General features: G+C 43.3%; 16 protein-coding genes and 1 pseudogene. 7 read left to right on the top strand and 10 right to left on the bottom strand.

Annotated features, from left to right (window positions below; translation table 11 throughout):
* The first annotated feature begins 9 nt into the window (after positions 1–9).
* Together AAC852_RS05940 and thiH are read left to right on the top strand one after the other, a co-directional pair.
* Positions 10–777, top strand: a complete 768-nt coding sequence (locus AAC852_RS05940; RefSeq protein WP_340620219.1) for a thiazole synthase — start codon at positions 10–12, stop codon at positions 775–777.
* Positions 774–1,951: pseudogene (gene thiH, locus AAC852_RS05935) on the top strand (2-iminoacetate synthase ThiH). The gene AAC852_RS05940 and the pseudogene thiH overlap by 4 nt, the downstream one beginning before the upstream one ends.
* 152 nt (positions 1,952–2,103) lie before the next feature.
* Here thiH and AAC852_RS05930 read toward each other — a convergent pair.
* From AAC852_RS05930 to malT, 6 genes are all read right to left on the bottom strand, one after another.
* The gene (locus AAC852_RS05930) at positions 2,104–2,709 is read right to left on the bottom strand and encodes a DUF1349 domain-containing protein (RefSeq protein WP_340620218.1); all 606 of its coding nucleotides are present in this window, start codon (positions 2,707–2,709) and stop codon (positions 2,104–2,106) included.
* Between the two features lie 14 nt (positions 2,710–2,723).
* Complete coding sequence (locus AAC852_RS05925) at positions 2,724–3,875, bottom strand: MFS transporter (RefSeq protein WP_340620217.1); 1,152 nt, start codon at positions 3,873–3,875, stop codon at positions 2,724–2,726.
* Positions 3,876–4,030: 155 nt separating this feature from the next.
* On the bottom strand, positions 4,031–4,663 hold the full coding sequence (locus AAC852_RS05920; protein ID WP_340620251.1) for an HAD family hydrolase: 633 nt from the start codon (positions 4,661–4,663) through the stop codon (positions 4,031–4,033).
* A 24-nt stretch (positions 4,664–4,687) separates the two neighbouring features.
* Entirely contained in the window at positions 4,688–5,749 is a 1,062-nt protein-coding gene (locus tag AAC852_RS05915; RefSeq protein ID WP_340620216.1) for a zinc-dependent alcohol dehydrogenase, read from the bottom strand.
* A complete protein-coding gene (locus AAC852_RS05910; RefSeq protein WP_340620215.1) occupies positions 5,749–7,008 on the bottom strand; it encodes a class-III pyridoxal-phosphate-dependent aminotransferase in 1,260 nt (419 codons plus the stop codon). Before AAC852_RS05910 ends, AAC852_RS05915 begins: the two co-directional genes overlap by 1 nt.
* A gap of 210 nt (positions 7,009–7,218) precedes the next feature.
* On the bottom strand, positions 7,219–9,933 hold the full coding sequence (malT, locus tag AAC852_RS05905; RefSeq protein WP_340620214.1) for an HTH-type transcriptional regulator MalT: 2,715 nt from the start codon (positions 9,931–9,933) through the stop codon (positions 7,219–7,221).
* Positions 9,934–10,280: 347 nt separating this feature from the next.
* On the opposite strand from malT, the gene malP reads away from it, so the two are divergent.
* Both malP and malQ read left to right on the top strand, forming a co-directional pair.
* Positions 10,281–12,716 (top strand): maltodextrin phosphorylase, encoded by a 2,436-nt coding sequence (gene malP / locus AAC852_RS05900; RefSeq protein ID WP_340620213.1) that lies wholly within the window; start codon positions 10,281–10,283, stop codon positions 12,714–12,716.
* Between the two features lie 9 nt (positions 12,717–12,725).
* Complete coding sequence (gene malQ, locus AAC852_RS05895; protein ID WP_340620212.1) at positions 12,726–14,861, top strand: 4-alpha-glucanotransferase; 2,136 nt, start codon at positions 12,726–12,728, stop codon at positions 14,859–14,861.
* A gap of 202 nt (positions 14,862–15,063) precedes the next feature.
* Here the strand turns inward: malQ and malG are convergent, their stop codons facing one another.
* The 3 genes from malG to malE form a co-directional block, all read right to left on the bottom strand.
* On the bottom strand, positions 15,064–15,954 hold the full coding sequence (gene malG, locus AAC852_RS05890) for a maltose ABC transporter permease MalG (protein WP_340620211.1): 891 nt from the start codon (positions 15,952–15,954) through the stop codon (positions 15,064–15,066).
* A gap of 12 nt (positions 15,955–15,966) precedes the next feature.
* A complete protein-coding gene (gene malF, locus AAC852_RS05885) occupies positions 15,967–17,568 on the bottom strand; it encodes a maltose ABC transporter permease MalF (protein WP_340620210.1) in 1,602 nt (533 codons plus the stop codon).
* Between the two features lie 145 nt (positions 17,569–17,713).
* Positions 17,714–18,913 (bottom strand): maltose/maltodextrin ABC transporter substrate-binding protein MalE, encoded by a 1,200-nt coding sequence (gene malE, locus AAC852_RS05880; protein WP_340620209.1) that lies wholly within the window; start codon positions 18,911–18,913, stop codon positions 17,714–17,716.
* A gap of 377 nt (positions 18,914–19,290) precedes the next feature.
* On the opposite strand from malE, the gene malK reads away from it, so the two are divergent.
* Genes malK through malM form a run of 3 tightly spaced genes read left to right on the top strand, consistent with a single transcriptional unit; the run spans position 19,291 to position 22,660 of the window.
* Complete coding sequence (gene malK / locus AAC852_RS05875; protein ID WP_340620208.1) at positions 19,291–20,400, top strand: maltose/maltodextrin ABC transporter ATP-binding protein MalK; 1,110 nt, start codon at positions 19,291–19,293, stop codon at positions 20,398–20,400.
* Between the two features lie 35 nt (positions 20,401–20,435).
* The gene (locus AAC852_RS05870; protein ID WP_340620207.1) at positions 20,436–21,698 is read left to right on the top strand and encodes a maltoporin; all 1,263 of its coding nucleotides are present in this window, start codon (positions 20,436–20,438) and stop codon (positions 21,696–21,698) included.
* A gap of 20 nt (positions 21,699–21,718) precedes the next feature.
* The gene (malM, locus tag AAC852_RS05865) at positions 21,719–22,660 is read left to right on the top strand and encodes a maltose operon protein MalM (protein ID WP_340620206.1); all 942 of its coding nucleotides are present in this window, start codon (positions 21,719–21,721) and stop codon (positions 22,658–22,660) included.
* Between the two features lie 149 nt (positions 22,661–22,809).
* Here malM and AAC852_RS05860 read toward each other — a convergent pair whose 3' ends face one another.
* Entirely contained in the window at positions 22,810–24,078 is a 1,269-nt protein-coding gene (locus AAC852_RS05860) for a polysaccharide deacetylase family protein (RefSeq protein ID WP_422824258.1), read from the bottom strand.
* Between the last annotated feature and the right edge of the window lie 45 nt (positions 24,079–24,123).

Here is a 24,123-nt window from a genome sequence, read left to right as displayed (position 1 = left end):
AGGTTAATCATGTTAAAAATCGCTGATACCCCCTTTCACTCCCGCCTGTTTACAGGAACAGGTAAATTCGCCAATGCCGGATTAATGATGGAAGCTATCCGTGCCTCTGGTAGCCAGTTAGTCACAATGGCCATGAAACGTATCGATCTGCATGGCAACGATGATGGCATTCTCGCACCATTACAAGAGTCAGGAGTCAAACTCCTGCCTAATACCTCCGGGGCAAAAACCGCAGAAGAAGCCGTGTTTGCCGCCCGTCTTGCGCGGGAAGCACTGGGCACCAACTGGATCAAACTGGAAATTCACCCTGACGTAAAATACCTGTTGCCCGATCCGGTAGAAACGCTGAAAGGTGCAGAGCAGTTAGTCAAAGAAGGCTTTATTGTCCTGCCTTATTGCGGCGCAGATCCGGTTCTGTGCCGTCGTCTGGAAGAAGCTGGCTGTGCTGCTGTCATGCCATTAGGCGCTCCTATTGGTTCAAACAAGGGCTTGCTCACCCGTGATTTTCTACAAATCATTATCGAACAATCCCATGTTCCTGTCGTCGTGGACGCTGGTATTGGCGCGCCAAGCCATGCACTGGCAGCCATTGAAATGGGAGCCGATGCCGTATTGGTCAATACCGCCATCGCCGTTGCTCATAATCCGGTCAAAATGGCGCAAGCATTTAAAGCAGCCATTGAGGCAGGTGAACTTGCTCATCAGGCTGGTATGGCAAGCCAGAAATCCCATGCAGAAGCCTCCAGTCCACTGACCGATTTTCTGGGGGTGCTATGACAGGTAATATATCACCCAGTAATACAGCGACCCGTAATCGATTGACAGGAGCCACCTTCCGTCAACGCTGGCAACAGTTGGATTGGGATGACATCACGCTGCGTATCAACAGTAAAACCAGACATGATGTCGAACATGCCCTAAACAGCGAACATCTGACATTGGATGATTTTATGGCACTGCTCTCCCCGCAGCGCAGTCTTACCTTGAACCTTTGGCTCAACGGGCACAACAATTAACCCGTCAACGATTTGGTAATACCGTGGGATTTTACATCCCACTTTACCTTTCCAACCTATGCGCCAACGACTGTACTTATTGTGGTTTTTCCATGAGTAACCACATCAAACGTAAGACGCTCAATGAACAGGAAATTGAAGCTGAATGTCAGGCCATCAAAAAACTAGGGTTTGAGCATATTCTTCTGGTAACCGGGGAACATCAGAAAAAGGTTGGCATGGATTATTTTCGCCATTATCTTCCTTTAATACACCGTTACTTCAGCTCGGTCACAATGGAAGTGCAACCATTGGCACAAGAGGAATATGCAGAACTAAAAACACTAGGATTGGATGGCGTACTGGTCTATCAAGAAACCTATCATGAACCCAGTTATCAATTGCATCATCTCAAAGGGAAAAAACAAGATTTCCATTGGCGACTGGAAACCCCTGAACGACTCGGACGAGCAGGTATCGACAAAATCGGTTTGGGCGCGTTAATCGGTTTATCCTACAACTGGCGCACAGATTGTTATATGGTGGCAGAGCATTTGCTCTTCCTGCAAAAAGAATTCTGGAAAAGCCGCTATTCCATCTCTTTTCCACGCCTGCGTCCCTGTGCTGGAGGCATTGAACCCGCTTCTCTGATGAATGAAGCCGAACTGGTACAATTGATCTGTGCATTCCGCCTGCTGGCACCAGATGTAGAGCTTTCCCTCTCCACTCGTGAATCCCCCTATTTCCGTGATCACGTTGTGCCATTGGCAATAAATAGTGTCAGTGCCGGCTCCAAAACCCAACCGGGTGGTTATGTCGATAATGGCCATCACGAATTGGAGCAGTTCTCTCCAAACGATCATCGTTCTGTTGAACAGGTTGCAGATGCTTTGGTGAAAGCTGGATTGCAACCCGTCTGGAAGGATTGGGACAGTTATTTGGGCAGGTATGGATAAAAAATAACATGATATCCCTCATCCACATTGGATGAGGGATATATCATCTAACTATTTATTTAAAAGGGATTTTTTCTGGTCGGTTTGCAATCGTGCAAGCCATCATTTCAATCAAACCTGTGCATAAAACACACGGGCAGATAGAATAGGCTCTAACTCAAATCATGCAGAGCTTTGTTCAATGATGACGTCAATTTGAAATCAGAGAATTTCACCTGTAATCCTTCACGTTCCGGTGAACAACACATAGCCCCAACAAATACCTGCTGTTCAGTGTGATTACTGATATTAAAAGGAGATAACCGCAACAATGGCCATCGCTTACCATCAGTGGAATATTGCAAGCGGATAGCACCTTCCTGATAGGTCAGACGCAGCCAGAATTTATCAGGGTCACCTGGAAAAACCCCCATTGCCCAATCAGAGCAAGGAGCTGTCAGTACACTGCCAATTGTTGACTGCCCATCAGAATGCTCAATACCCGCTTTCAACCAGTGGTGCTCATCCACCAGCAACATAATACCAGCCTGATCGTATAACTGCTCAAAACGCCCTTCAATGCAGAGCTGAAAGGTGAATCCTTCTTCGATAAAAGCAGCCTCTACATAACCACCAAAAACATGCCCACTATGGCGTTGGAAGCCGTACCAGGTATCCCGCCAAAAATCGGTTTGATTATCAGTCACCACATGCAATTCATCATCTTGATGCTTCCACGAAACGGGTTCATTAAGCCAACGGCAGTGCAACAAATTCATCAATATTTCCTCTGTTATTTTCGGTCGGGTGCAATTAACCAATATCCCGTCAATAATGAAAGAGATAACAAAGCGATACAACCAAACGCGCTGTGCAATGTTATCTGATGGGCTAAACCCCCAATAATCGCAGGCCCAAGCAAAATACCTGAATATCCCATCGTAGAGACAGCAGAAACAGCCAAAGAATCAGGCATCACTTTTTGCCGTCCCGATGCGGTAAAAAACATCGGAGCCAGATTGGACAAACCAGCGCCGATCATCAGGAATGCCACCGCCAATGCAATTACACTGGATGCCAGATAAATCAAGATAAACCCTGATGTCGCCAAAATAGCGCTTGCCAAAAAAACCTGCCGATACCCACAGGCAGCGATCAGCCTGTCTCCGAAAAATCGACCGCATGTCATGGAAATAGCAAACAGGGTATAACCCAGTCCCGCCTGATGACTATCCATGCTATGAACACTGCTTAATAAGATCCCACTCCAATCCAGCATGGAACCTTCCATCAGATAAACAACAAAACAGAGAAAACCCATCAGGATCACAATACCACGCGGCAAAGCAAAAAACGGGGTATCTTCGGCTTCTGCATCATCCAGCAATCCATTCCATACCGGAAACAGCAACAGGATGATCAATAATGTCACAGCGACCATGACTAAAAATGGGGATATTCCCATAAACAACAACAAACTCACCGAACCAGCCCCGGATATTCCCCCTAAACTGAACAGGGCATGAAAACCTGACATCACAGGACTCTGTACTCTTTTTTCAATATTAACTGCGTGGATATTGGCCGAAACATCCATCGCCCCAATCCCTGCCCCAAATAAAAATAGCGCACAAGCCAGAACTGCGGGAGTAGGTAGAATACTCAATCCCGGCAACATCAAGATGGCCAGTAACGTGAAAAAAGTAAAAACTTTCCGGCAACCAAATCGTGCGGACAACATTCCTGCAACTGGCATCATAATGAAAGAGCCAATACCAAATGCCAACATCAGCAACCCCATTGCACCATCATCCAAGAACAGTCGCTCTTTGACTAATGGGATCAGAGGAGCCCAACTCGCCATACTGAAACCTGCAATAAAAAAAGAGATTTTTGTCGCCATAATAGGCTGTTTAACCAAAGAAATCGCATATTCCCCAGACATCCGCTTCCTCCATCAATTTCCACTTATGCAACGTTGTCTTACATACACAAGTCTGATAAAAAATCCCCCTTATTCAATGCCCTTCTCGATTTTTTGAAAAGAGCATTAGCTTGGGACATAAAACCCAAATCATACTGGCTAAAAATTTTTGGGGATTATATTGAGATTAACCCTGCAAATTGAGGAATATCTGTCAGACTCTTAATAACACACGTTGCCTGCTTATACTGTTCCATTACTGACAAGACATGAGGCCAGGCATATATTTGTGGAATACCCGCTTGTTTTGCTGCCATAATTCCCAAATCAGTATCTTCAATGACTAAAGTCTGCTGAACCTCCATTCTTTTCAATTTAAGCATCGCCAGATAGGGATCGGGAAAAGGCTTGGTTTGTTCAACATCATCACCAGAAATTAACGCTGGTTCTTCCGCCAAGCCCAACAACCCAAGATTGGCCAAACACACTTCGCGTGGGGCGGTCGAAACAAAGCCAAAAGCAACTCCATTTTGCTGTAAGGCTGTTAGCAAGCCAGCAACGCCTGGTCGCAAGTAATGTGTAGATAATTTATCTTGATAAACCGAGATAATCCTGTTGGTAATGCTTTGCTGTACTTGTGATGGAACACCGATCACATTCAGTGTTTCTGCCAGACTCAGGCCGATCAGTTGTTGTGGCTGAATATCGCGTGTCTGTTCAGGTGCCAGTTCACACAGCACATCAAAATGTAGCTGTTCACTATCAACAATGACCCCGTCGATATCAAAAATGACATTGAATTTATCCATCATCACTCTTCCAATACTTATCAATTATTTCAAATCAGCTACACGAATTAACACCTTACAGTTTGGCGTACTAAGCGGTATTTGAGCCTTGCCTGCAACATCACAACCAACAGTCAGAAATGCCTGCTGATAATCATCAAAATCAAAAACATGACTAATCAGGCGATCTGCCGGGATCACACCATCACGGATCATAGTGTAAGCCCGTTCAAAACTGTTGTTCAGGGAATCAATAGAACCAATCACAGAAAGGCTTTTATCCGCAATTTTTAAGATATCAAGATTGGCATGTTTGTCTTTTAAAGCAACATTCAACAACTTACCTCCCGGTGCCAAATGACCGAAAATATACTCTGTCAATTGCCCTGTAGTATCTACACACAGGTCTATTAATGCGGATTTATCGCCGTATTCCTGTGTCAGCGCTTCATCAAAATCAGTATATAATCGGCATTCCGCAGGTAAATTCTGACGGGCAAATTGGATACGATTCGGGTTTTTCTCAATCATGAACGCCTTAACGCCACGCTCATGCAACGCCCAAAGATAGAGCATCCCCATCGGTCCTGCACCTGCTACTACTGCACGAATATTGGTATGGGTAATTCCCAATTTATCCACGCCAGTCAATGTACAGCTTAATGGCTCTGTCAATGAAGCTGCTTCCATACTGACATGAGGCTCCAATTTAATCAGTGAACCCTCTTTTGCCAGATACTGCTCAGCAAATGCACCATCATAGGAAACACCCGCTTCTGTACCCATTTTCTTCTCACAATGGTTTGGGTTACCTGTCTGACACATTCTGCAACACCCACAAGAGTATGTCGGGTTAATGACTACACGATCACCAACTTGAAAACGCGTCACTCCACTACCCACTTGTGCCACAACGCCTGTCGTTTCATGACCTAATGTCGTTCCCGGTACTGCAACAGGGTAAGAACCCGTGATAATGCCTACATCAGTTCCGCATATTCCGCATACAGCGATATTCACCACCACATCATCCGGTTCAATACAGTGCAACGGCTCAACGTCCTGGACTTGAATATCCCATACTTGATTAAATTTAAGCGCTTTCATTATGCAACCTCCCTGTGTCCTTGGGCAGAAACTGTCAGCTCAGCAAACGTCAGATCCAATTTATGGAGGATTTCGTTCAAGTGCACTTGTGTACAAATCAAAGGAGGACGTACCTTGAGTGCTCGCCCTTTACCATACCGCGAACCACGCAGGATAAGTTTATGGTAGTTGGCAACCGCAATCGCCCTTGCTGCAAACTCTGGACTTGGCGTATCAAAACCAAACATATAACCAATACCCCTGACTCCGGTGATTTCAGGATACTTATGTTGTAAATCCAGTAACCCGTTACGCAGGAAGGTTTCGTTCTGACGTACATTTTCTAAGATATGTTCATCTTCAATAATATCGATGATTTCGTTTAGCGCGACCAAAGACAACGGATTAGCGCCAGAAGTGCTTGAATGCTCGAATGATTCCAATACATCCAATGAACTACGCATAAGCACACCGCCGGTTGGGATGCCAATGCCGCCTGCACCTTTGGCAAAAACGATAATATCTGGCTCTAGTTCTTTGGCATAACCTGTAGAAGCAAAGAAAGTACCAGTACGCCCAAACCCGGTCTGAACTTCATCTGCAATAATAATGATGCCATGCTGGTGGCAAATCTCCCGGATCTTGCGATAGAACTCCACGGGGAAAACAATATTCCCGCCATTCCCCTGAATCGGTTCAATAATCAGACATGCGATATTGTCGCTTGAGCCCAACTGAATGAACTGCTCCAGATCGATATACTGTGTTGCTTCATCTGGGGGTTCAGCCATGACACTACTCGGTGCTGGAATTTTTATGGAGCCTTCGATATTGATATGAAAATTTTTAAGCCGGAACGCATTGCCAGAAACCTGCGCTGTAGCAAGAGACTGACCATGATGGGCAAGAAAGAAAGAAACGATGCCCGAACGTCCTGTCGCTTTTTGAGCAATACGAATGGCACACTCCACAGCACCAGAGCCAGAAACATCCCGTAACCAAATTCTGTCTATCCCTTTAGGGGTATGTTTAACCAACTTACTCAAAATATACTGCGATATTTCTCGTGTATAGGCAGAACTCAAATGCGTACATCTATCAATCTGCTGCTTTAATTTTTCGGCGATCCTATGATTGGTGTAACCAAGCGGCAAATTAAACGTTCCCGATGCCGCATCAATATATTTTTCACCATCAATGACCAAATACGGGCCATGACCGACATAACGAGAAAGCATTTCTTCGAAATGATTCTCTTTAAGGTGATAGTCATTTTTCATAATCACTCTCCATCATTAGTTATATTTAACAAAAAACACGCTAACTATGGAGAATAAGATTAGACCTCTTTCAAATGTAATGTCGATCACAAAAAGCCCATAAAAAACATCAAATAGTTTTAAAAATTATTTAATATTTTTAAGTTATATTTTTATTTATTCATATTTATTTATGTTCTTAACAGTAATATCACACAAGGAAAAAATTAATCAGACTCCTAATCCCATCATTTGCATTAAATACTGTGCTTGCTGAATAGCTTCCTGACGATGGGTAATCCCCATTTTCTGATACAGATTGCGGATATGAGTTTTAATTGTCGTCGCTGCCACTTCCAGTTCAACAGCAATCTGCTCGTTACTGTAACCAGAATAAATTAACCCCAATACCTGCCATTCACGTTGAGTTAATGGACTATTACGAATAAGTTCAGGGACATCAGGATGAGTAAGAAGCTGCTCAACAAAAGTTTCATCAAAGTGAGCAAATTTATGCCGATTCTGGCGATTGATTTCCCGCAAGATACGCTGCGCCCGATGTTGCTCAAATTCAGGCAAGATATTGAGTTGAATGAGCTGGCGCAATTGCTGAGCCATTAACTCACCTTCAAGCACAAAATGACTGATAAACCCCGTGCGATTAGCCAAATGCAAGGCTTCCATCAGCACTTGTTGTGCTTCAGCCTTACGCTCAAGCTGCCAGTAAAGTAAATTGCATAACAATAAATTGCGATTCAGATCGCTTACCAGTTCCAGCTTTAAAGCATATTCATTCAGCGTTTCCAAAATAGCTTCCGCTTCTTCATACTGACCAAGCAAGATCTGAGCACGGGCAATATTTCGCCACTGGTTCTGGTTGAAATGATTACTGAAACTGTCAGGTTTTTCTGCCTGAACCAGCCATTGTGCCGCTGAAACATTATCCTCCAGATGTTGCCAGATAATGACCCGCAATTTATCAGTATTTGTTCGCCAGTCACGGTGATAATGCCCATTATTGAGCAGATTCTCACACCGGGATAAATGACGGCGGGCATTATCAATATCTCCACGAATCAAAGAGCATTTTGCCAGTTGAGTCAGACACTGTAATTGCTGCTGAGGCTGAAAGTCAGACAACACATCTAAACCACGACGTGCCGATTCCTCCGATTCATCAATACGCGCCCAACACCACAAAAGCTGTGAACGAATACGCAGCAAAAACTCGTGCATAGGTAACTGTTCCAAATGCTGTTCACGGATCAAGTCAAAAGCGTGATTTTGAGTTTCATAGGCGGTCTGCAAATATCCCTGGGCCAGTAAGATTTCACTTTGCTGCAATAATGCCCATAAAGCATAGTGGTAAACATGGCAGTGGCGGGCAAGCTGTTCTGTCTGCTTCATCAATGTTAATGCACGAGACAACTCCCCTTTACAGTGCAATACCTCCCCTTTCACTGACATCGCGACAATACGGCCATATTCATTATCAGGCAGCAGACTTGCTAACGCTTTTTCAGCCAGTAAATCGGCATCATCTGGCCTGCCGTCATTAATCGCGACCTGAGCACGCAATGCGTCAAACTCTCCCAGTAATTCAGCCTCAACCTTTATCTCTTTTTGCTCCAAAGATCGCTCTGCCTGATTCAATAACGCATTGACCTCATAATGCCGATACTGACTCTGCGCCAGCCATGCCTGTAATAGCACCAAACGCGGATTTTCCAATAGCTGCTCATGTGGCAAAGCATTCATGCACTCTTCCAATAGTGATAACTGGCTGTGGTTAAACAACTCCCATGCATGTTGCAGCAAAATATCACATAACAAATTCGTATCTGCTGTCGCCAAAGCATGATGAACCGCTTCTCCCGGATACCCTTGCATCAACCAGCCTTCTGCCGCCGCACGATGCAATTCCGGTAAATCCGCCGCCATTTCCCACTGGCAACGTTGGCGAAGGAATGAAGCAAACAAAGGATGAAAACAAAACCACTCTCCGGAATCATCCATACGCTGGATAAACAGCCCTTGACGTTCAATATCTTCAAGGCGTTGCTGACCATTTTCCATCCTTGTCAGACAGACAATCAATCCATCGTTCATCGAACGCAGGATAGAACTACGTAGCAAAAACTCCCGTGTTTCCTGATCAACGCGGTTTAAAACTTCGTCCACTAGATAATCTGACAAATGGCAGGCATTAATTCCTGAGAGACGTTTTGCCGACATTTCTGCTGTATTACCTGCCTGACGGGCAGAGAGAGCAATTAACTGCAATGCCGTCGCCCACCCTCCCACGTCGTGACATAACTGTCTGCAATGATCAGCCTCTAATGGTTTGGCCAGCCGTTTATCAAAAAATTGCTGAGCTTCCTGATCATTAAAAGCTAACTGCTGACTGTCGAATTCCAACAATTGCTCGCGCACACGTAAGTTGGCAACTCCCAATGACGGTAAATGACGGGAAAGGATAATCAACGTCAGGTTTTCCGGCTGATGGCGTAGAAAAAAACGCATGGCTTCATGGATAAGCTTATTCACTATCAGATGATAATCATCGATCACCAAAAACAGTGGCTGTTTCCATTCATTCAGTTCAATAAATAATTGTGCAAACAGTGCAGGTAAATTGGCATATTGATGTTTTTGCGCTAATACTTCACTTTTAACACAATGCCCCTGTGTCGCCTGTTGGACAGCAGCAATCAGATAGCTGGCAAAACGTTCCGGCTGATTATCACTATCATCCAGAGAATACCACCCCAGATTATCCTGTCCGGCAGCCCATTGTGACATTAACGTAGTTTTACCATACCCTGCCGGACTGGTTATTAGCACCAATCGATAATTCTGTGCTTCATTAAGCTGTTTTAACAGACGCTCACGCATAACCATATTATTGAGGCGAAGGGGGCGACTGAGTTTCGACGGGATAAGCATTATTTCCTCCCCTCATAAATAACGAGTAAAGCTGATTCCTGAAACCTTGTTTCGATGTTATTAAGCAATCAAAATCAGTAACATTTGCTAATGAACAACCAAATTTAGAGAAACGCCCGCCTTTTGCAATTAGGTTGATTGATTTCATTGTGTTAAGTTGCACCTTGTCACATTCTTTATCTGAAACGTTTCTTGTTCCCGATAGAATTGCGAAAGCATCCGAAAAAAATAGCTACGCCCTGATACTCATCCCCGTGAATATCCTTACAGGATGATGTGTCTTGCCAACTGAGCCTTCAGCATATCAGGCTAAATAATCTCTATATTTTCCTCAGGATGAAGACTCCATGAAACAGCCCAAACTCGATAAAGCCATATTCCAGGCTACGCTTACCCGTCAGTGGCAGCGCTTTGGCCTTGATTCAGCACAGGAAATGACAACACATCAGTGGTGGCAAGCTATCAGTACCACGCTTTTGGAATTACTGCCTACTTATCGCCAAAGCAGTAATCATCAAATTGATAATCCAAACCACATCGATAGCTCGAAAGGCAATCAACGACACGTAAACTACATTTCGATGGAATTTCTCATCGGCCGTTTGACTGCTAACAATTTGCTTAACCTCGGCTGGTATGATGATGTCCAGACTTATTTAGCCGAATATGGCGTGGTATTAAGTGATGTGCTGGAAGAAGAAGTTGATCCTGCTTTGGGTAATGGTGGATTAGGGCGTCTGGCAGCCTGTTTTCTTGATTCGATGGCAACCCTTAAGCAACCAGCAACCGGCTACGGACTCAATTACCAATATGGTCTGTTCCGGCAATCTTTCGAACAGGGGCTACAAATTGAAGCTCCTGATGATTGGGAACGCAATACCTATCCGTGGTTTTACCACAACATACAACTGAAAGTTAATGTCAGTTTTGGCGGTAAAATTGTCACAACAGCAGAAGGTCGTGAAACCTGGCTACCTGATTTTACGCTGACAGGAGAAGCATGGGATCTACCTGTGATTGGTTATGATAATGGTGTTATACAACCCCTGCGTCTGTGGCTGGCAACTCACGATAATCCCTTTGATTTATCCCTGTTTAATGATGGGCAGTTCCTGCATGCTGAGCAACAAGGCATTGAAGCCACCAGTCTGACCAAGGTCCTCTATCCGAATGATAATCATGAGGCCGGAAAACGCCTGCGCCTGATGCAGCAGTATTTCCAGTGCGCCTGTGCTGTAGCTGATATTCTACGCCGTCATCAAAAAGCTGGCCGCAAAATACAAGAGTTACCGCAGTACGAAGTTATCCAGCTCAATGATACCCATCCAACCATTGCCATTCCTGAGATGATGCGTCTTCTGATTGATGAGCACCAATTGGATTGGGATACTGCATGGGCCATTACTGGGCAAACCTTCGCTTATACCAACCACACCCTATTACCAGAAGGTTTAGAACGTTGGGACGAACATCTAATCAGTGAATTACTGCCACGCCACCACCGTATTATCCAGGAAATAAACCGTCGCTTCCGTAAAACAGTGGAACAAAACTGGCCAGATAATCAACAAGTATGGGAAAAACTGGCTGTTATCCATGATCATCAGGTGAGGATGGCTAATCTCTGTGTTGTAGCCTGTTTTGCAGTCAATGGAGTTGCAGCTCTGCATTCATCTTTGATTGTGACAGACCTATTCCCTGAATATCATCAATTGTGGCCAGCAAAATTCCATAATGTAACCAATGGAGTTACACCACGCCGCTGGCTAAAACAGTGCAATCCAGCACTCTCCTCTTTGATTGATCAGACATTAGGCCACGAATGGATCAACGATATTACCGCGTTAAAAAAACTCGAACTCCATGCCAATGATACGGCTTTCCATGAAGCTTATCGGGGCGTAAAACAAGACAATAAAATCCGCCTGTCCAACTACGTTAATAAAGTGATGGGGCTTAAACTCGATCCCCATGCCATTTTCGATGTACAAATCAAACGACTGCATGAATACAAACGCCAACATTTGAATCTGCTGCATATCCTCTCTCTTTATCGACAAATTCAGGAAAACCCAGCATTAGATATTCACCCACGTGTTTTCCTATTCGGTGCTAAAGCCGCCCCAGGTTACTATCTGGCAAAAAATATTATCTCAGCCATCAACCATGCAGCCGAAAAGATCAACTATGATCCGATCGTACGTGATCGCCTAAAAATTGCCTTTATTCCTGATTACAATGTTTCTAAAGCTGAATTAATGATCCCTGCCGCCGATGTATCAGAACAGATCTCTACAGCCGGAAAAGAAGCCTCCGGTACAGGTAATATGAAACTCGCCTTAAATGGAGCACTAACTATCGGCACACTGGATGGTGCGAATGTCGAAATAGCTGAACAAGTTGGCAACGATAATATTTTTATTTTCGGGCATACAGTCGAGGAAGCAAAAGCATTACTGAAAAATGGCTATAACCCACAAAGCATTCTCGAACAAAACAGTCACCTACAAGACATCCTCAATTCTCTTGCCAACGGTGAATTCAGTCATGGAGATACACAAGCATTTGCTTTAATGCTGCATAGCCTGATCGATGGCGGTGACCCTTATTTGGTACTAGCAGATTTTGCTGATTATTGCGCTGCTCAGCAGCGGATCGATGCCCTATACCGTAATACCCACTGTTGGACACAGAGCGCGATCCTTAATACTGCCCGTATGGGAAAATTCAGCTCTGACCGAACTATTCAAGATTATCAACAGCGTATCTGGCAGATGAGATAAGGATCCGTCATGGAAAATAAATGCCTTGATGATTTGGCAACAGAAGCTGGTATTGCCACTGAATATATTAATGCTTACGGGAAACCACAGGCTATTCCTGCTCAAATAAGGCATCGGATTTTACAAGCTATGGGGGCAAATATACCGGTCAAAAGACCGGTTTCTGACCTCTCTGTTCTGTCCTTACCTACAGTTAAGGTATTGATGCAAGGCAAAGCATTTACTTTGACTTTGGATAACTCAATACAATATCAATGGCAGATACAAACAGAACAAGGAGAAGATTTACATGGAAATTGCCAGTATCAGCTTACATTGCCGACCTCTTTGCCTCTGGGTTACCACACTCTTATTTTGACACCTATATCAGAGCAAAAAGATGATGCACAACATCACACGATACAGATCATCATCACACCAGAACGCTGTTATGAACCAAAGCCTTTAAAGAAAGGCCATAAACTTTGGGGAGCTTGTGTTCAACTCTATACTCTGCGTTCAGAAAATAACTGGGGAATCGGTGACTTTGGTGATTTAAAACAGATGTTGCGAGAACTGGCCCAACGCGGAGGGGCTTTTATCGGCTTGAATCCGCTACATGCAATGTATCCGGCCATGCCTGAAAACGCCAGCCCTTATAGTCCTTCATCCCGCCATTGGCTTAATGTCATTTATATTGATGTAAATCAGGTAGAAGACTTTAAATCCTGTAGTGAAGCTCAAATATGGTGGCGATCACCGGAAACTCAGCACAAGCTTCAGTATGCCCGCCAAACAGAATGGGTCGATTATTCCACCGTAATGGCATTAAAAATGACGGCGCTACGTTTGGCTTATCAGCAATTCAATACCCGAATTGATGCAGATCCCCTTAACATCGCTTTCCGGCAATTTATTACTCAAGGTGGTAATAGCCTGTATTCACAGGCTGTCTATGATGCCCTGCTCTGTAAACTGTACAGTGAAAACCATGCTTATTGGGGTTGGCCCGTCTGGCCAGAAAAATATCGTGAACCGGATAGCGATACCGTTCAGGAATTTTGTCATACCCACTCACAGGAAGTGGAATTTTTTCTTTGGCTACAATGGATAGCTGATAGTCAGTTAGCTGACTGTTTCAGTGAAAGCCAAAACAGTTCTATGCCAATTGGTATTTATCGTGATCTGGCCGTCGGTGTGGCGCAAGGCGGTTCAGAAACCTGGGAGAACCGAGAGCTTTATTGCACTGAAGCATCCATTGGTGCACCACCGGATATTTTGGGGCCACTAGGGCAGAACTGGGGACTTCCACCGATGAATCCTCACGTGTTACAGACCCAACACTACCAGCCTTTTATTGAATTACTACGTAGCAATATGCGTCACTGCGGTGCATTACGCATTGATCATGTGATGGCACTGCTCAGGCTTTGGTGGATCCCACAAGGCGAAAGCGCAGCCCAAGGGGTTTATGTTCACTATCCCGTTGATGATCTGCTGGCAATACTGGCACTGGAAAGCCAACGCCACTGTTGCATGGTGATAGGTGAAGATTTAGGGATTGTACCAGAAGAGATTGTCGGGAAATTACGCGACCGTGGTGTTTATTCTTATAAGGTATTTTATTTCGAGCGTGACGGACAAGGAGAATTTAAGGCACCTAATGAATATACCACACAAGCTATGGCAACTATCACCACCCATGATTTACCAACATTACGCGGGTTTTGGCAATGTGGAGATCTGAAACTGGGGGAATCAATCGGCTTATATCCAGATAACACGCTACTTGCTGAGTTATATGATGAACGCGAACACTGTAAGCAAAAGCTATTGGCAGGTTTACACCGCTCTGGCTATCTTTCTGAATCATCGTTCATAACAAATACGCCAATTCAATTGCCGCAAGAGGCATCATCATCACAGATATTAATCTCCATTAATCATGACATACACTATTATCTCGCCAGCAGCAGCAGTGCTTTATTAGGCTTACAACCCGAAGATTGGTTAGATATGGAACATCCTGTCAATGTTCCCGGCACAATCAGGGAATACCCAAACTGGCGACGTAAATTAGCTGTTACATTGGAAGCTATTTTCAAAGATGAGCGTGTAAATCACTTGCTGGAAACAGTGGATAAGCACAGAAAGGTGATGTCGTAATCAGTTGAATAACTATTTGTACTAGGGCAGGCTTACGGCAATTTTGCTAAATATAAGCACAAACATACCATTACTCGTGTGATCCACGCCTCTGGTCTGAAATTCTCCGCAAGTATTTAGTATTAAACTTCGTACCACAATTATTCCGGTACGAAGTTCCAACTTAAATTCTCCTTACTTTGGTTGACTTTCAATCAGATAGTCACCCCTTCACGCCACCCGCTGTTAACCCTCCCACTAACCAGCGCTGAGCAAGTAAGAAAACCACGGTGATAGGCACAGCAGAAAGTACGGCAGCCGCTGCAAAATCACCCCAGAGGTAATTTTGTGGATGAAGATATTGCTGCATACCCACAGCTAATGTGTAATTGTCCACATCACTTAACAATAGCGACGCCACTGGCACTTCAGTAATCACCCCAATAAAAGACAGAATAAATACAACTGCCAGTATTGGGACAGAAAGAGGTAAAAGTATCAAACGAAAAACTTGCCACGATGTCGCCCCATCCAACATAGCCGCTTCTTCTAAAGAACGATCTAACGTTTCAAAATAACCTTTTATCGTCCACACATGCAGAGCAATTCCCCCCATATAAGCAAAGATCACACTGCCATGGGTATTCAACCCGATAAAAGGAATATATTCCCCTAGTCGATCAAACAGAGCATATAGTGCCACCAATGACAAAACAGCTGGGAACATTTGAAAAATCAGCATTCCTTTTAACAAGGTACTTTTGCCAGGAAAACGCATACGAGCAAAGGCATAAGCACATGTTGTTGATAGAGCAACAATCCCCGTGGCAGTAATAAGTGCAACTTTTACAGAATTCCATAACCATAACATCACGGGAAATGGTGGAGATGTAACACGCCCATCAGCGGATTCTATACTAATGCCAAGTGCCAATTTCCAGTGCTCCCAGGAAATCGTCTCCGGAATAAGACTCCCTGTAGCAAAATTTCCTGGTCGTAAGGAAATAGCAATAACCATCAGTAATGGAAATAAAATCAAAGCGATAAAAGTCAGCATGAGTATATGTGTTACCCATACTCGCCACCGTTGCGATTTAGGTTGCACCATTGCCATGTTGCCATCTCCTTAGTCAAATTTAATACGTGTGGTTTTCAGATTAATGATTGCTAAAGCTCCCACCAGCAGGAAAATTAACGTTGCTATCGCCGCCGCTAACCCAAAATCTTGTCCTCCACCACCTTCAAACGCAATACGATAGGTATAGCTGACTAAGAGGTCGGTATAACCCGCAGGTGTTGTTGTGCCAATACGATCTGGTCCGCCTTTAGTGAGTAATTGGATCAGGACAAAGTTATTGAAGTTAAACGCAAAGCTGGCAATCATCAATGGTGTCAGGGGCTTAATTAACAAAGGAAACGTGATATAGAAGAAATTCTGTAACGGTCCTGCACCATCCATTGCAGATGCTTCATACAAATCATCAGGGATCGCTTTCAGCAACCCCATACACAGGATCATCATATAGGGATAACCCAACCATGTATTGACGATAATCAGCATAGTTCTGGTCAAAGTCGGATCAGTGAACCAATCCGGTTTCAGTCCAAATAACCCATTAAGCAGCAGGTTAATTTCGCCAAAACTTTGATTAAATAATCCCTTGAAGATAAGGATGGAAATAAAGGAAGGTACAGCATACGGTAAGATAAGTAATACTCGGTAGATTGCCCTGCCTTTGAGGGCTTCCCACTGTACAATACACGCTAGGATCATACCCAGCGCCACAGTCAATATTACTGTCAACAGAGAAAAGATCACCGTCCAGACAAAAATGGAGAGAAAAGGTTTTTGAATCCCTTCATCCTGTATCACCCGCAAGAAGTTTTTCCACCCAATAGAAACAGTAAATCCGGGACTCAACGTTTCTTGCCCCCATTCCCCTTTGGCATTAATGGATTGATAGAAGCCTGTCTCCATATTTGGTCGGTATTGCACACCAGTTTGATTGTTGGTTAGAACGTTACCATCTTCACTCAAAGTATAAAGTGCATGTATACCAGAAAACTGCCGTAGAGAACTCATACGTAACTTACTGCCATCGGGCAAAATCACCACAATTTTCCCTAATATCTGTCGGTTCTGAGTGATGGTACGCAATGGAGCAGCACTACGTTCGAAACCAAGTTCAAAACCAACTGTTCGTTCATGCAATGGCAGAATTATCTCTTCTTTTTCAGATTCAGATAAAGAAAAAGGTTCTGATACCAATACATTAGAACTGGACATCTTAGAACTATCCGGGATACTCAATGCCAAAACCCACCGTTCAGCTTCAGGATAAAGCTTAAAATCAAATGCTTCTCCTGCCTGATATTGACGACTCATTAATACAGTCTTAGCCCGCTCAAGGGTGAGTTGGTTGGTACTGCTATAATTTGTAAAAGCAATCGCAATGGTGCAAATAAGCGGAAACAATACAAACAAAGCCATTCCAGCGATACCCGGATAGGTATAACGCCAAGCATAAGCTCTACTATTAACAAAGATATAAATACCACTGCCCAGTAATACCAGTGTCAGCATAGCAAACAGATATTCCCCTTGTGCATACATCAACACAGTCAAATAACCGGTAAAAAATAGGCCCATCCCCGCTATCAGCCCCACGACAAGCCGTTTCAGGGCAGAACGTGACCACCATACTTTTTTGTTCAATCTCGTTGACATTATGCACTTCCTGTTACTATCCCGATTAATAACTATTCCCATTACAAAAAGATCTTTACTCAGAATCTGTTACTGAAATACAGTGACCAAACCTGTCCCTCAACAGATAAAAAAGCTCCTTCAAAATCAGGAGCCTAATATTCGTTTATTTTACTATCCGCGCCTCTGCATCATTGAGAGCCGCATCAACAGATTGTCGACTACTTATTGAATTGAGTACGGCGCTACGCATGCCATACCAGAAACTGCTCATTTGTGAGATATTGGGCATAATTTCCCCTTTCTGAGCATTTTCCATTGTGGCAGCAATTCGAGGATCTTTGGCAAGGATATCCTGATAGGATTTCAACGCTACAGCACCTAATGGCTTATCCTTATCCATCATGGCCAAACCTTCATTAGTCAGCAGGTAATTTTCCAAAAACTCTTTTGCCAATTCCTTATTAGGACTGGCTGCATTAATTCCCGCACTTAAAATACCAACAAAAGGTTTAGAGGGTTGACCTTTAAAAGTGGGTAACAGAGTGACACCGTAATTGATCTTACTTTTGTCGATATTCGCCCATGACCAAGGGCCATTGATCGTCATTGCTGTTTTGCCTTTATTGAAAGCAGCTTCAGCAATGGAGTAATCGATATCCGCACTGAGATGTTTGTTTTTTACCAAGCTGACTAAAAATGCCAAACCTGCTTTAGAACCAGCATGATTTACACCACTATCTTTAATATTGTAGGTATCTCCCTGCCTCTTAAAAGCATATCCACCATCAGCAGCAATCAGGGGCCAGGAAAAATAAGGCTCCTGTAAATTAAACATGATTGCACTCTTTCCCTGTTTTTTTAGTTCGTTATCCAATGCCGGAATTTCTTCCCATGTTGCGGGTGGTGACTTAAGCAGATCCTTATTGTAAATAAGAGAAAGTGCTTCAACTGCAACAGGATAACCAACTATCTTGCCATCATGGCGAACAGCATCCCAGGTAAAAGGAAACAGTTTGTCTATAAAATTTTTATCAGGCGTGATCTCAGCCAACAGCCCAGACTGTGCATAGCCTCCAAAACGGTCATGTGCCCAGAAAATGATATCAGGACCATCTCCCGTTGTAGCAATCTGGGAATACTTTTCTTCTAGTTTGTCTGGGTGCTCAACACTGACTGAAATGCCCGTTTCCTGCGCAAACTTATCACCGACCTGAGACAGACCGTTATATCCCTTATCCCCATTGATCCAAATTACCAGTTTACCTTCTTCCAATTTTGCTAAAGCTGGGGCAGAGAGTACCCATGTAGATAAAACGGAAAGCATCAGAGCACGAACACTCACTTTCAAAGTTGTTTTTGTCATCATTCCGTCCTTTTCATCGTCTGCTAATTTAAGCTAAATTTCTCATTACACTTTCAGAAAATAGTCCTCAGTGTGCAATTAATGGAAAACAGGCTCATCCTCCTCCATCCTACGCCTCCCATCAAATGAGTGTGAGCGTGATTACAAAAGTACTGTAAACCATACTGTTAGCCTTAAAAAGACATCAATTTTTGGGATTAAAATCACATCTTATTCCGTGACTTATCAAGGAATTTTTCAATTTTATTAATCTAATCCTCCTACCTCATCCCCCATAAAAAACTATGAAATGGAGGATTTTTGTTCTTGTTATTTTGCACACAATCCTGCCATCTGCTTTTCACTACAAACCAGGATGGCAACACTGAGGGAAATACATGTCCAGCGTCACATTTCGTAATGTATCTAAGGCTTATGGTGAAAATATTATTTCCAAAAATCTCAATCTTGAGATTGAAGAAGGGGAATTCGTGGTTTTTGTTGGCCCGTCAGGATGTGGAAAATCAACTTTATTAAGGATGATTGCCGGGCTGGAAGATATTACTTCCGGTGAGCTATTGATCGCGGGGCAAAAAATAAATGATGTCCCTCCTGCCAAACGCAGTATCGGAATGGTTTTTCAATCTTATGCGCTCTACCCCCATCTGTCTGTAGCAGATAATATGTCTTTCGGCTTAAAACTAGCAGGTGTTAAAAAGAGTGAAATTCAAAAGCGAGTAGAGCGAGTGGCAGAAACTCTCCAGCTTGCTCACTTATTAGATCGCCGTCCAAAAGCGCTATCAGGAGGGCAACGTCAGCGAGTTGCTATTGGTAGAACTCTGGTAGCCGAACCCAATATCTTTTTGCTGGATGAACCTCTTTCCAATTTGGATGCAGCCCTGCGTGTCCAAATGCGTATTGAAATCTCACGCCTGCACAAGCGCCTGAAACGCACCATGATCTATGTCACCCATGATCAAACCGAAGCTATGACATTGGCAGATAAGATTGTCGTATTAAACGGAGGCAATATTGCTCAGGTTGGAAAACCGCTGGAGATTTATCACTACCCTGCCAACCGTTTTGTAGCCAGTTTTATCGGCTCTCCGAAAATGAATTTCTTGCCCGTCAAGGTTTCTGCTATCGCCGTCGATCAAGTGCAAATCAGCCTGCCCAATGGACAACATGTTTGGCTTCCTGTCGAAAGTAAAGACCTCACCGTTGGCAGTAACGTATCCCTAGGCATTCGCCCGGAACATCTACTGCCCAATGATATTGCTGACGTAACACTAGAAGGAACAATACAGCTAGTAGAGCAGTTAGGAAATGAAACGCAAATCCATATCCAAATATCAGCTATCCATCAAAACCTCGTTTATCTCCGGCCTGATATTGTTCTCGTGGAAGAAGGAGAAACCTTCACGATCGGGTTAGCTCCTCATCGCTGCCATCTGTTCCGGGAAGATGGAACGGCATGCCAGCGTTTGCATAAAGAACCAGGAGTTTAAATCTACTCTATAAAAAAATAACAGGAGAATTATTAATGCGTATCTTACCTCTCTCATTGACTATACTGGCTGGATTATTTTCCATACAGGCCGCTGCGATAGACTTTCACGGTTATGCCCGTTCAGGTATCGGTTGGACAGGCAGTGGAGGTGAACAAAAATGTGCTCAAAGTACAGGAGCACAAAGTAAATATCGCCTCGGTAATGAGTGTGAAACCTATGCCGAATTAAAATTAGGGCAAGAATTGTGGCAGGAAGGTAACAAGCGCTTCTATTTTGACACTAATCTGGCCTATTCCATCGCACAAAAGAGCGATTGGGAATCAACCAGCCCGGCTCTTCGTGAAATGAATGTGAAGGCAAGTAATATCATTGATTGGCTACCCGGTTCGACTTTATGGGCAGGTAAGCGCTTTTACCAACGCCATGATGTGCATATGATCGATTTTTATTATTGGGATATCTCTGGCCCTGGTGCAGGCTTGGAGAATATTGATCTTGGTTTGGGCAAACTTTCTCTTGCTGTGACTCGCAATACCGAAAATGGTGGCTCATATGGCTGGATTGCAGGTAAACAGGGCGATATCTCCACCTCTAATGATGTTTTCGATATTCGGCTTGCTGATTTACCTATCAATGATGGTGGAACGCTGGAATTGGGGATTGACTATGGGCGTGCTAATGCGCGCAAAGGCTATCATCTGGATAAAAACGCCTCCAAAGATGGCGTTATGCTAACGGCTGAACACACACAAAGTATGTTGGGAGGATTCAACAAGTTTGTTGTTCAGTATGCAACTGATTCCATGACCTCCAGCAATAATGGTCGTCCAGAAGGAGCCAACGTCAACAATAATGGTCATATGCTGCGTATCTTGAATCATGGTGCAATCAATCTGGCAAAAAAATGGGATCTGATGTACGTGGCTATGTATCAGGATATTGATCGCGACAATCGTAACGGCACCACATGGTATACAGTTGGGATTCGGCCAATGTATAAGTGGACCTCTGTTATGAGTACGCTGATGGAAGCTGGCTATGACAGTGTGAAATCTCAACGCACCAAAGCGACAAATAATCAATACAAAATTACATTGGCACAGCAATGGCAAGCTGGGGATAGTATCTGGTCCCGTCCTGCTATCCGTTTATTTGTTACTTATGCCAAATGGAATGAAAAATGGGGTTATGCCAATCCCAATGGCGTTGCTTACTCTGACACACCAGCACACCGTTTCAGCCGTGGTAAGAGTGATGAATTCACGTTTGGGGCTCAATTTGAGGCTTGGTGGTAATGTCAGGCAAAGGTCATAAAATGCGAATCAAACTGCTTCCTATTTGTTTCGGTATCTTGTTCTGCATGAACATACCCACACTGACTTATGCTGTCACTGAAACAGTTTCTGATAAGACCATAACTGATTTGAGAAAGCGCAACTCTGTTGCGCCTTCTTTACCTATCTCCGTTTTACAGAAATTAGCATGGCAATCAGTGAATACCAATGCCAAGCAAACAGTGACTCTTAATCACGCATCACTTCAGCTTAACCAAGGAAATATCCAAGGTGCAGTTGCCGCTCTTGCTTTACCTGCCAATCATGGAGCATTGGAAATAACCCTGAGTAGCCTGATAAAAGACAGACAGGTTTATTCACCTAATGTGTTAGTGCTTGATGAACAATTCCGTCCCGCTGCTTTTTACCCAAGCCATTATTTTACCTATCAGCAGCCAAGTATTATGTCGGCAGACAGGCTTGAGGGAACATTAAAACTGACACCCGCATTAGGGCAACAACAAATTTATATGCTGATTTATACGACCCATGCAGATCTACAAATATCTACAGAAATGGTTGATCCAGCTAAAACTTATGCACAGGGAGTCGGTAATGCTGTGCCTAATATCCCTAATCCGATAGCTCGCCATACCGATACGGGTACTTTAACGTTGAAAGTGAAATCGGAACGAGATGCTGGAAATATTTTAATTGGTCATTCTTTTACTGCCTCCAAGCCTGAAACAGTGACTGTTGGTTCTACCCAACTAAATACTGTTCCTTCTGGACAACCGTCATCTATTACACCGGAAACCAAACCGGTCTTAGGTGATACCGAACAGTATTTCAATGATGCTATTAAAAAAGCGATTCGAAGTGGTGATATTGATAAGGCACTGAAGCTATTGGATGAAGCAGAACGTCTTGGCTCACCAAGCGCACGAGAAACATTTATCAAAATGGTAAAAAACAAAGAATAGGCTTGTTTCAGCGAAAACTATAGTGAGATTCAATAAATAAACTTAGGGCCTAAAGGAATAGGCTCTATATCCTATAAATTCAGATACGTTTATAACTGTGCATTTATAACTATGGTGAATCTCTAAAAATCTGGCAATGTATTAATATGTTACATCCTGTTATCTATAAGCTGTAAAGGTACAATATCTGCTCGATTAGAAATCATTTTTGCCATTTTTTCAATGGAGTCTGTCCGTAATATATATAATCGTTTCAAAGAGAAAGGATTATCCCCCAACTTTACTTTTCCCTGAACTGTAGTAACCGCCAAATGAAATCCTGCATTTTTAGCAGCTTTCATCGCTATCTGGTTATATCCACCAAAAGGATAAGAGAGATAAAGTACATGGGGGTTAAATTGTGATAATGCCCGGCGTGAATGCTCAAAATCATACAGGATATTGCGGTATGAACGACTAAATAATATTGGTTGTTTATTTTTACCTAAACGATGTAAAAAATGGGTATGGGATTGAAAATCAAAAACGTTCTGTATGGAGTATAATTCAGAAAGACTTAAAAATTGCAGACCATTAGGATTCCATTTCTGTGGATGGCGTTTAATTCGGGATGAAATAATAAAAAGCGTTGCCTTTTGTCCATTCTCTTTCAATATTGGATAAGCATACCGGTATACGGATTTCAATCCATCATCAAACGTCAAAGCAACAGCTTTAGCTGGCAAGTTAATATCTCCGTTTAGGTATCCTTCCAGTTCATACAATGAAATCGTGGTATAGCCCGCCTGTTTCAGATAAGCCATCTGATGACGAAAGGCAGTCAAAGATGTGGTTGTTGAAGTATGGAGAAAATGTTTATTTTCCTTATCCTTAAGAATATGGTGATAAGTCAATACAGGAATACCATTATCCAACTCAGCATCTTGGTCACTAATGTAACCCAAGCGATCGCCTAAATTAATTTCATACCAAATATGATGTGAAGCGTCTTGTAATTTATCCAAAATTGGATAACGGAGATCTGCTGCCAAAATTGCGATGGGTTTGTTATCTACTTTTGGTGTGCTATAGACTCGAATGTCCTTAAAAATAACCAAGCCTTGAGATGCTTTTTTATTGAGAGTATGGAAAGGATCAATAGGAAATTCTGATCTCTTTATTTTCCTCAAACTCTCTTTGGCAATATAACCTTTCCCATTACCAAAGCTAAATTCGTAATAATCACTGTCTTCCCCTTCTTCCTGAGTCACTTTCAGGTTTTGCCCTTTTTTGAATAATCCAACCTGAATGACATGTTCGCCAATCCAGGCATAGATTTCACTATCCCTGATGACCTTCATATAACGATAGTTTGATCCGTCATGCTGATGTGCCACGGCCGGATTGAGAAAAAATATCAAGGGCAGTAAGAAAACCATTACAAAAACATGAACGATTCGTCTCATTTGTATTTTCCACCCAAT

This window comes from Xenorhabdus siamensis (assembly GCF_037996745.1).
Taxonomy (GTDB): domain Bacteria; phylum Pseudomonadota; class Gammaproteobacteria; order Enterobacterales; family Enterobacteriaceae; genus Xenorhabdus; species Xenorhabdus indica.
The sequence above is the reverse complement of the archived record's forward strand: the minus strand, read 5'-3'. Positions and strand labels throughout refer to the sequence as shown.

Excerpts from the sequence above, each read along its gene's own strand:
- AAC852_RS05930 (WP_340620218.1), bottom strand. The coding sequence starts at position 2,709 with ATGAATTTGTTGCACTGCCGTTGGCTTAATGAACCCGTTTCGTGGAAG.
- AAC852_RS05910 (WP_340620215.1), bottom strand. The coding sequence starts at position 7,008 with ATGAAAAATGACTATCACCTTAAAGAGAATCATTTCGAAGAAATGCTT.
- malT (WP_340620214.1), bottom strand. The coding sequence starts at position 9,933 with ATGCTTATCCCGTCGAAACTCAGTCGCCCCCTTCGCCTCAATAATATG.
- malP (WP_340620213.1), top strand. The coding sequence starts at position 10,281 with ATGAAACAGCCCAAACTCGATAAAGCCATATTCCAGGCTACGCTTACC.
- AAC852_RS05870 (WP_340620207.1), top strand. The coding sequence starts at position 20,436 with ATGCGTATCTTACCTCTCTCATTGACTATACTGGCTGGATTATTTTCC.
- AAC852_RS05925 (WP_340620217.1), bottom strand. The coding sequence starts at position 3,875 with ATGTCTGGGGAATATGCGATTTCTTTGGTTAAACAGCCTATTATGGCG.
- AAC852_RS05860 (WP_422824258.1), bottom strand. The coding sequence starts at position 24,078 with ATGGTTTTCTTACTGCCCTTGATATTTTTTCTCAATCCGGCCGTGGCA.
- malE (WP_340620209.1), bottom strand. The coding sequence starts at position 18,913 with ATGACAAAAACAACTTTGAAAGTGAGTGTTCGTGCTCTGATGCTTTCC.
- malK (WP_340620208.1), top strand. The coding sequence starts at position 19,291 with ATGTCCAGCGTCACATTTCGTAATGTATCTAAGGCTTATGGTGAAAAT.
- AAC852_RS05915 (WP_340620216.1), bottom strand. The coding sequence starts at position 5,749 with ATGAAAGCGCTTAAATTTAATCAAGTATGGGATATTCAAGTCCAGGAC.
- malQ (WP_340620212.1), top strand. The coding sequence starts at position 12,726 with ATGGAAAATAAATGCCTTGATGATTTGGCAACAGAAGCTGGTATTGCC.
- malG (WP_340620211.1), bottom strand. The coding sequence starts at position 15,954 with ATGGCAATGGTGCAACCTAAATCGCAACGGTGGCGAGTATGGGTAACA.
- malM (WP_340620206.1), top strand. The coding sequence starts at position 21,719 with ATGCGAATCAAACTGCTTCCTATTTGTTTCGGTATCTTGTTCTGCATG.
- AAC852_RS05940 (WP_340620219.1), top strand. The coding sequence starts at position 10 with ATGTTAAAAATCGCTGATACCCCCTTTCACTCCCGCCTGTTTACAGGA.
- AAC852_RS05920 (WP_340620251.1), bottom strand. The coding sequence starts at position 4,663 with ATGGATAAATTCAATGTCATTTTTGATATCGACGGGGTCATTGTTGAT.
- malF (WP_340620210.1), bottom strand. The coding sequence starts at position 17,568 with ATGTCAACGAGATTGAACAAAAAAGTATGGTGGTCACGTTCTGCCCTG.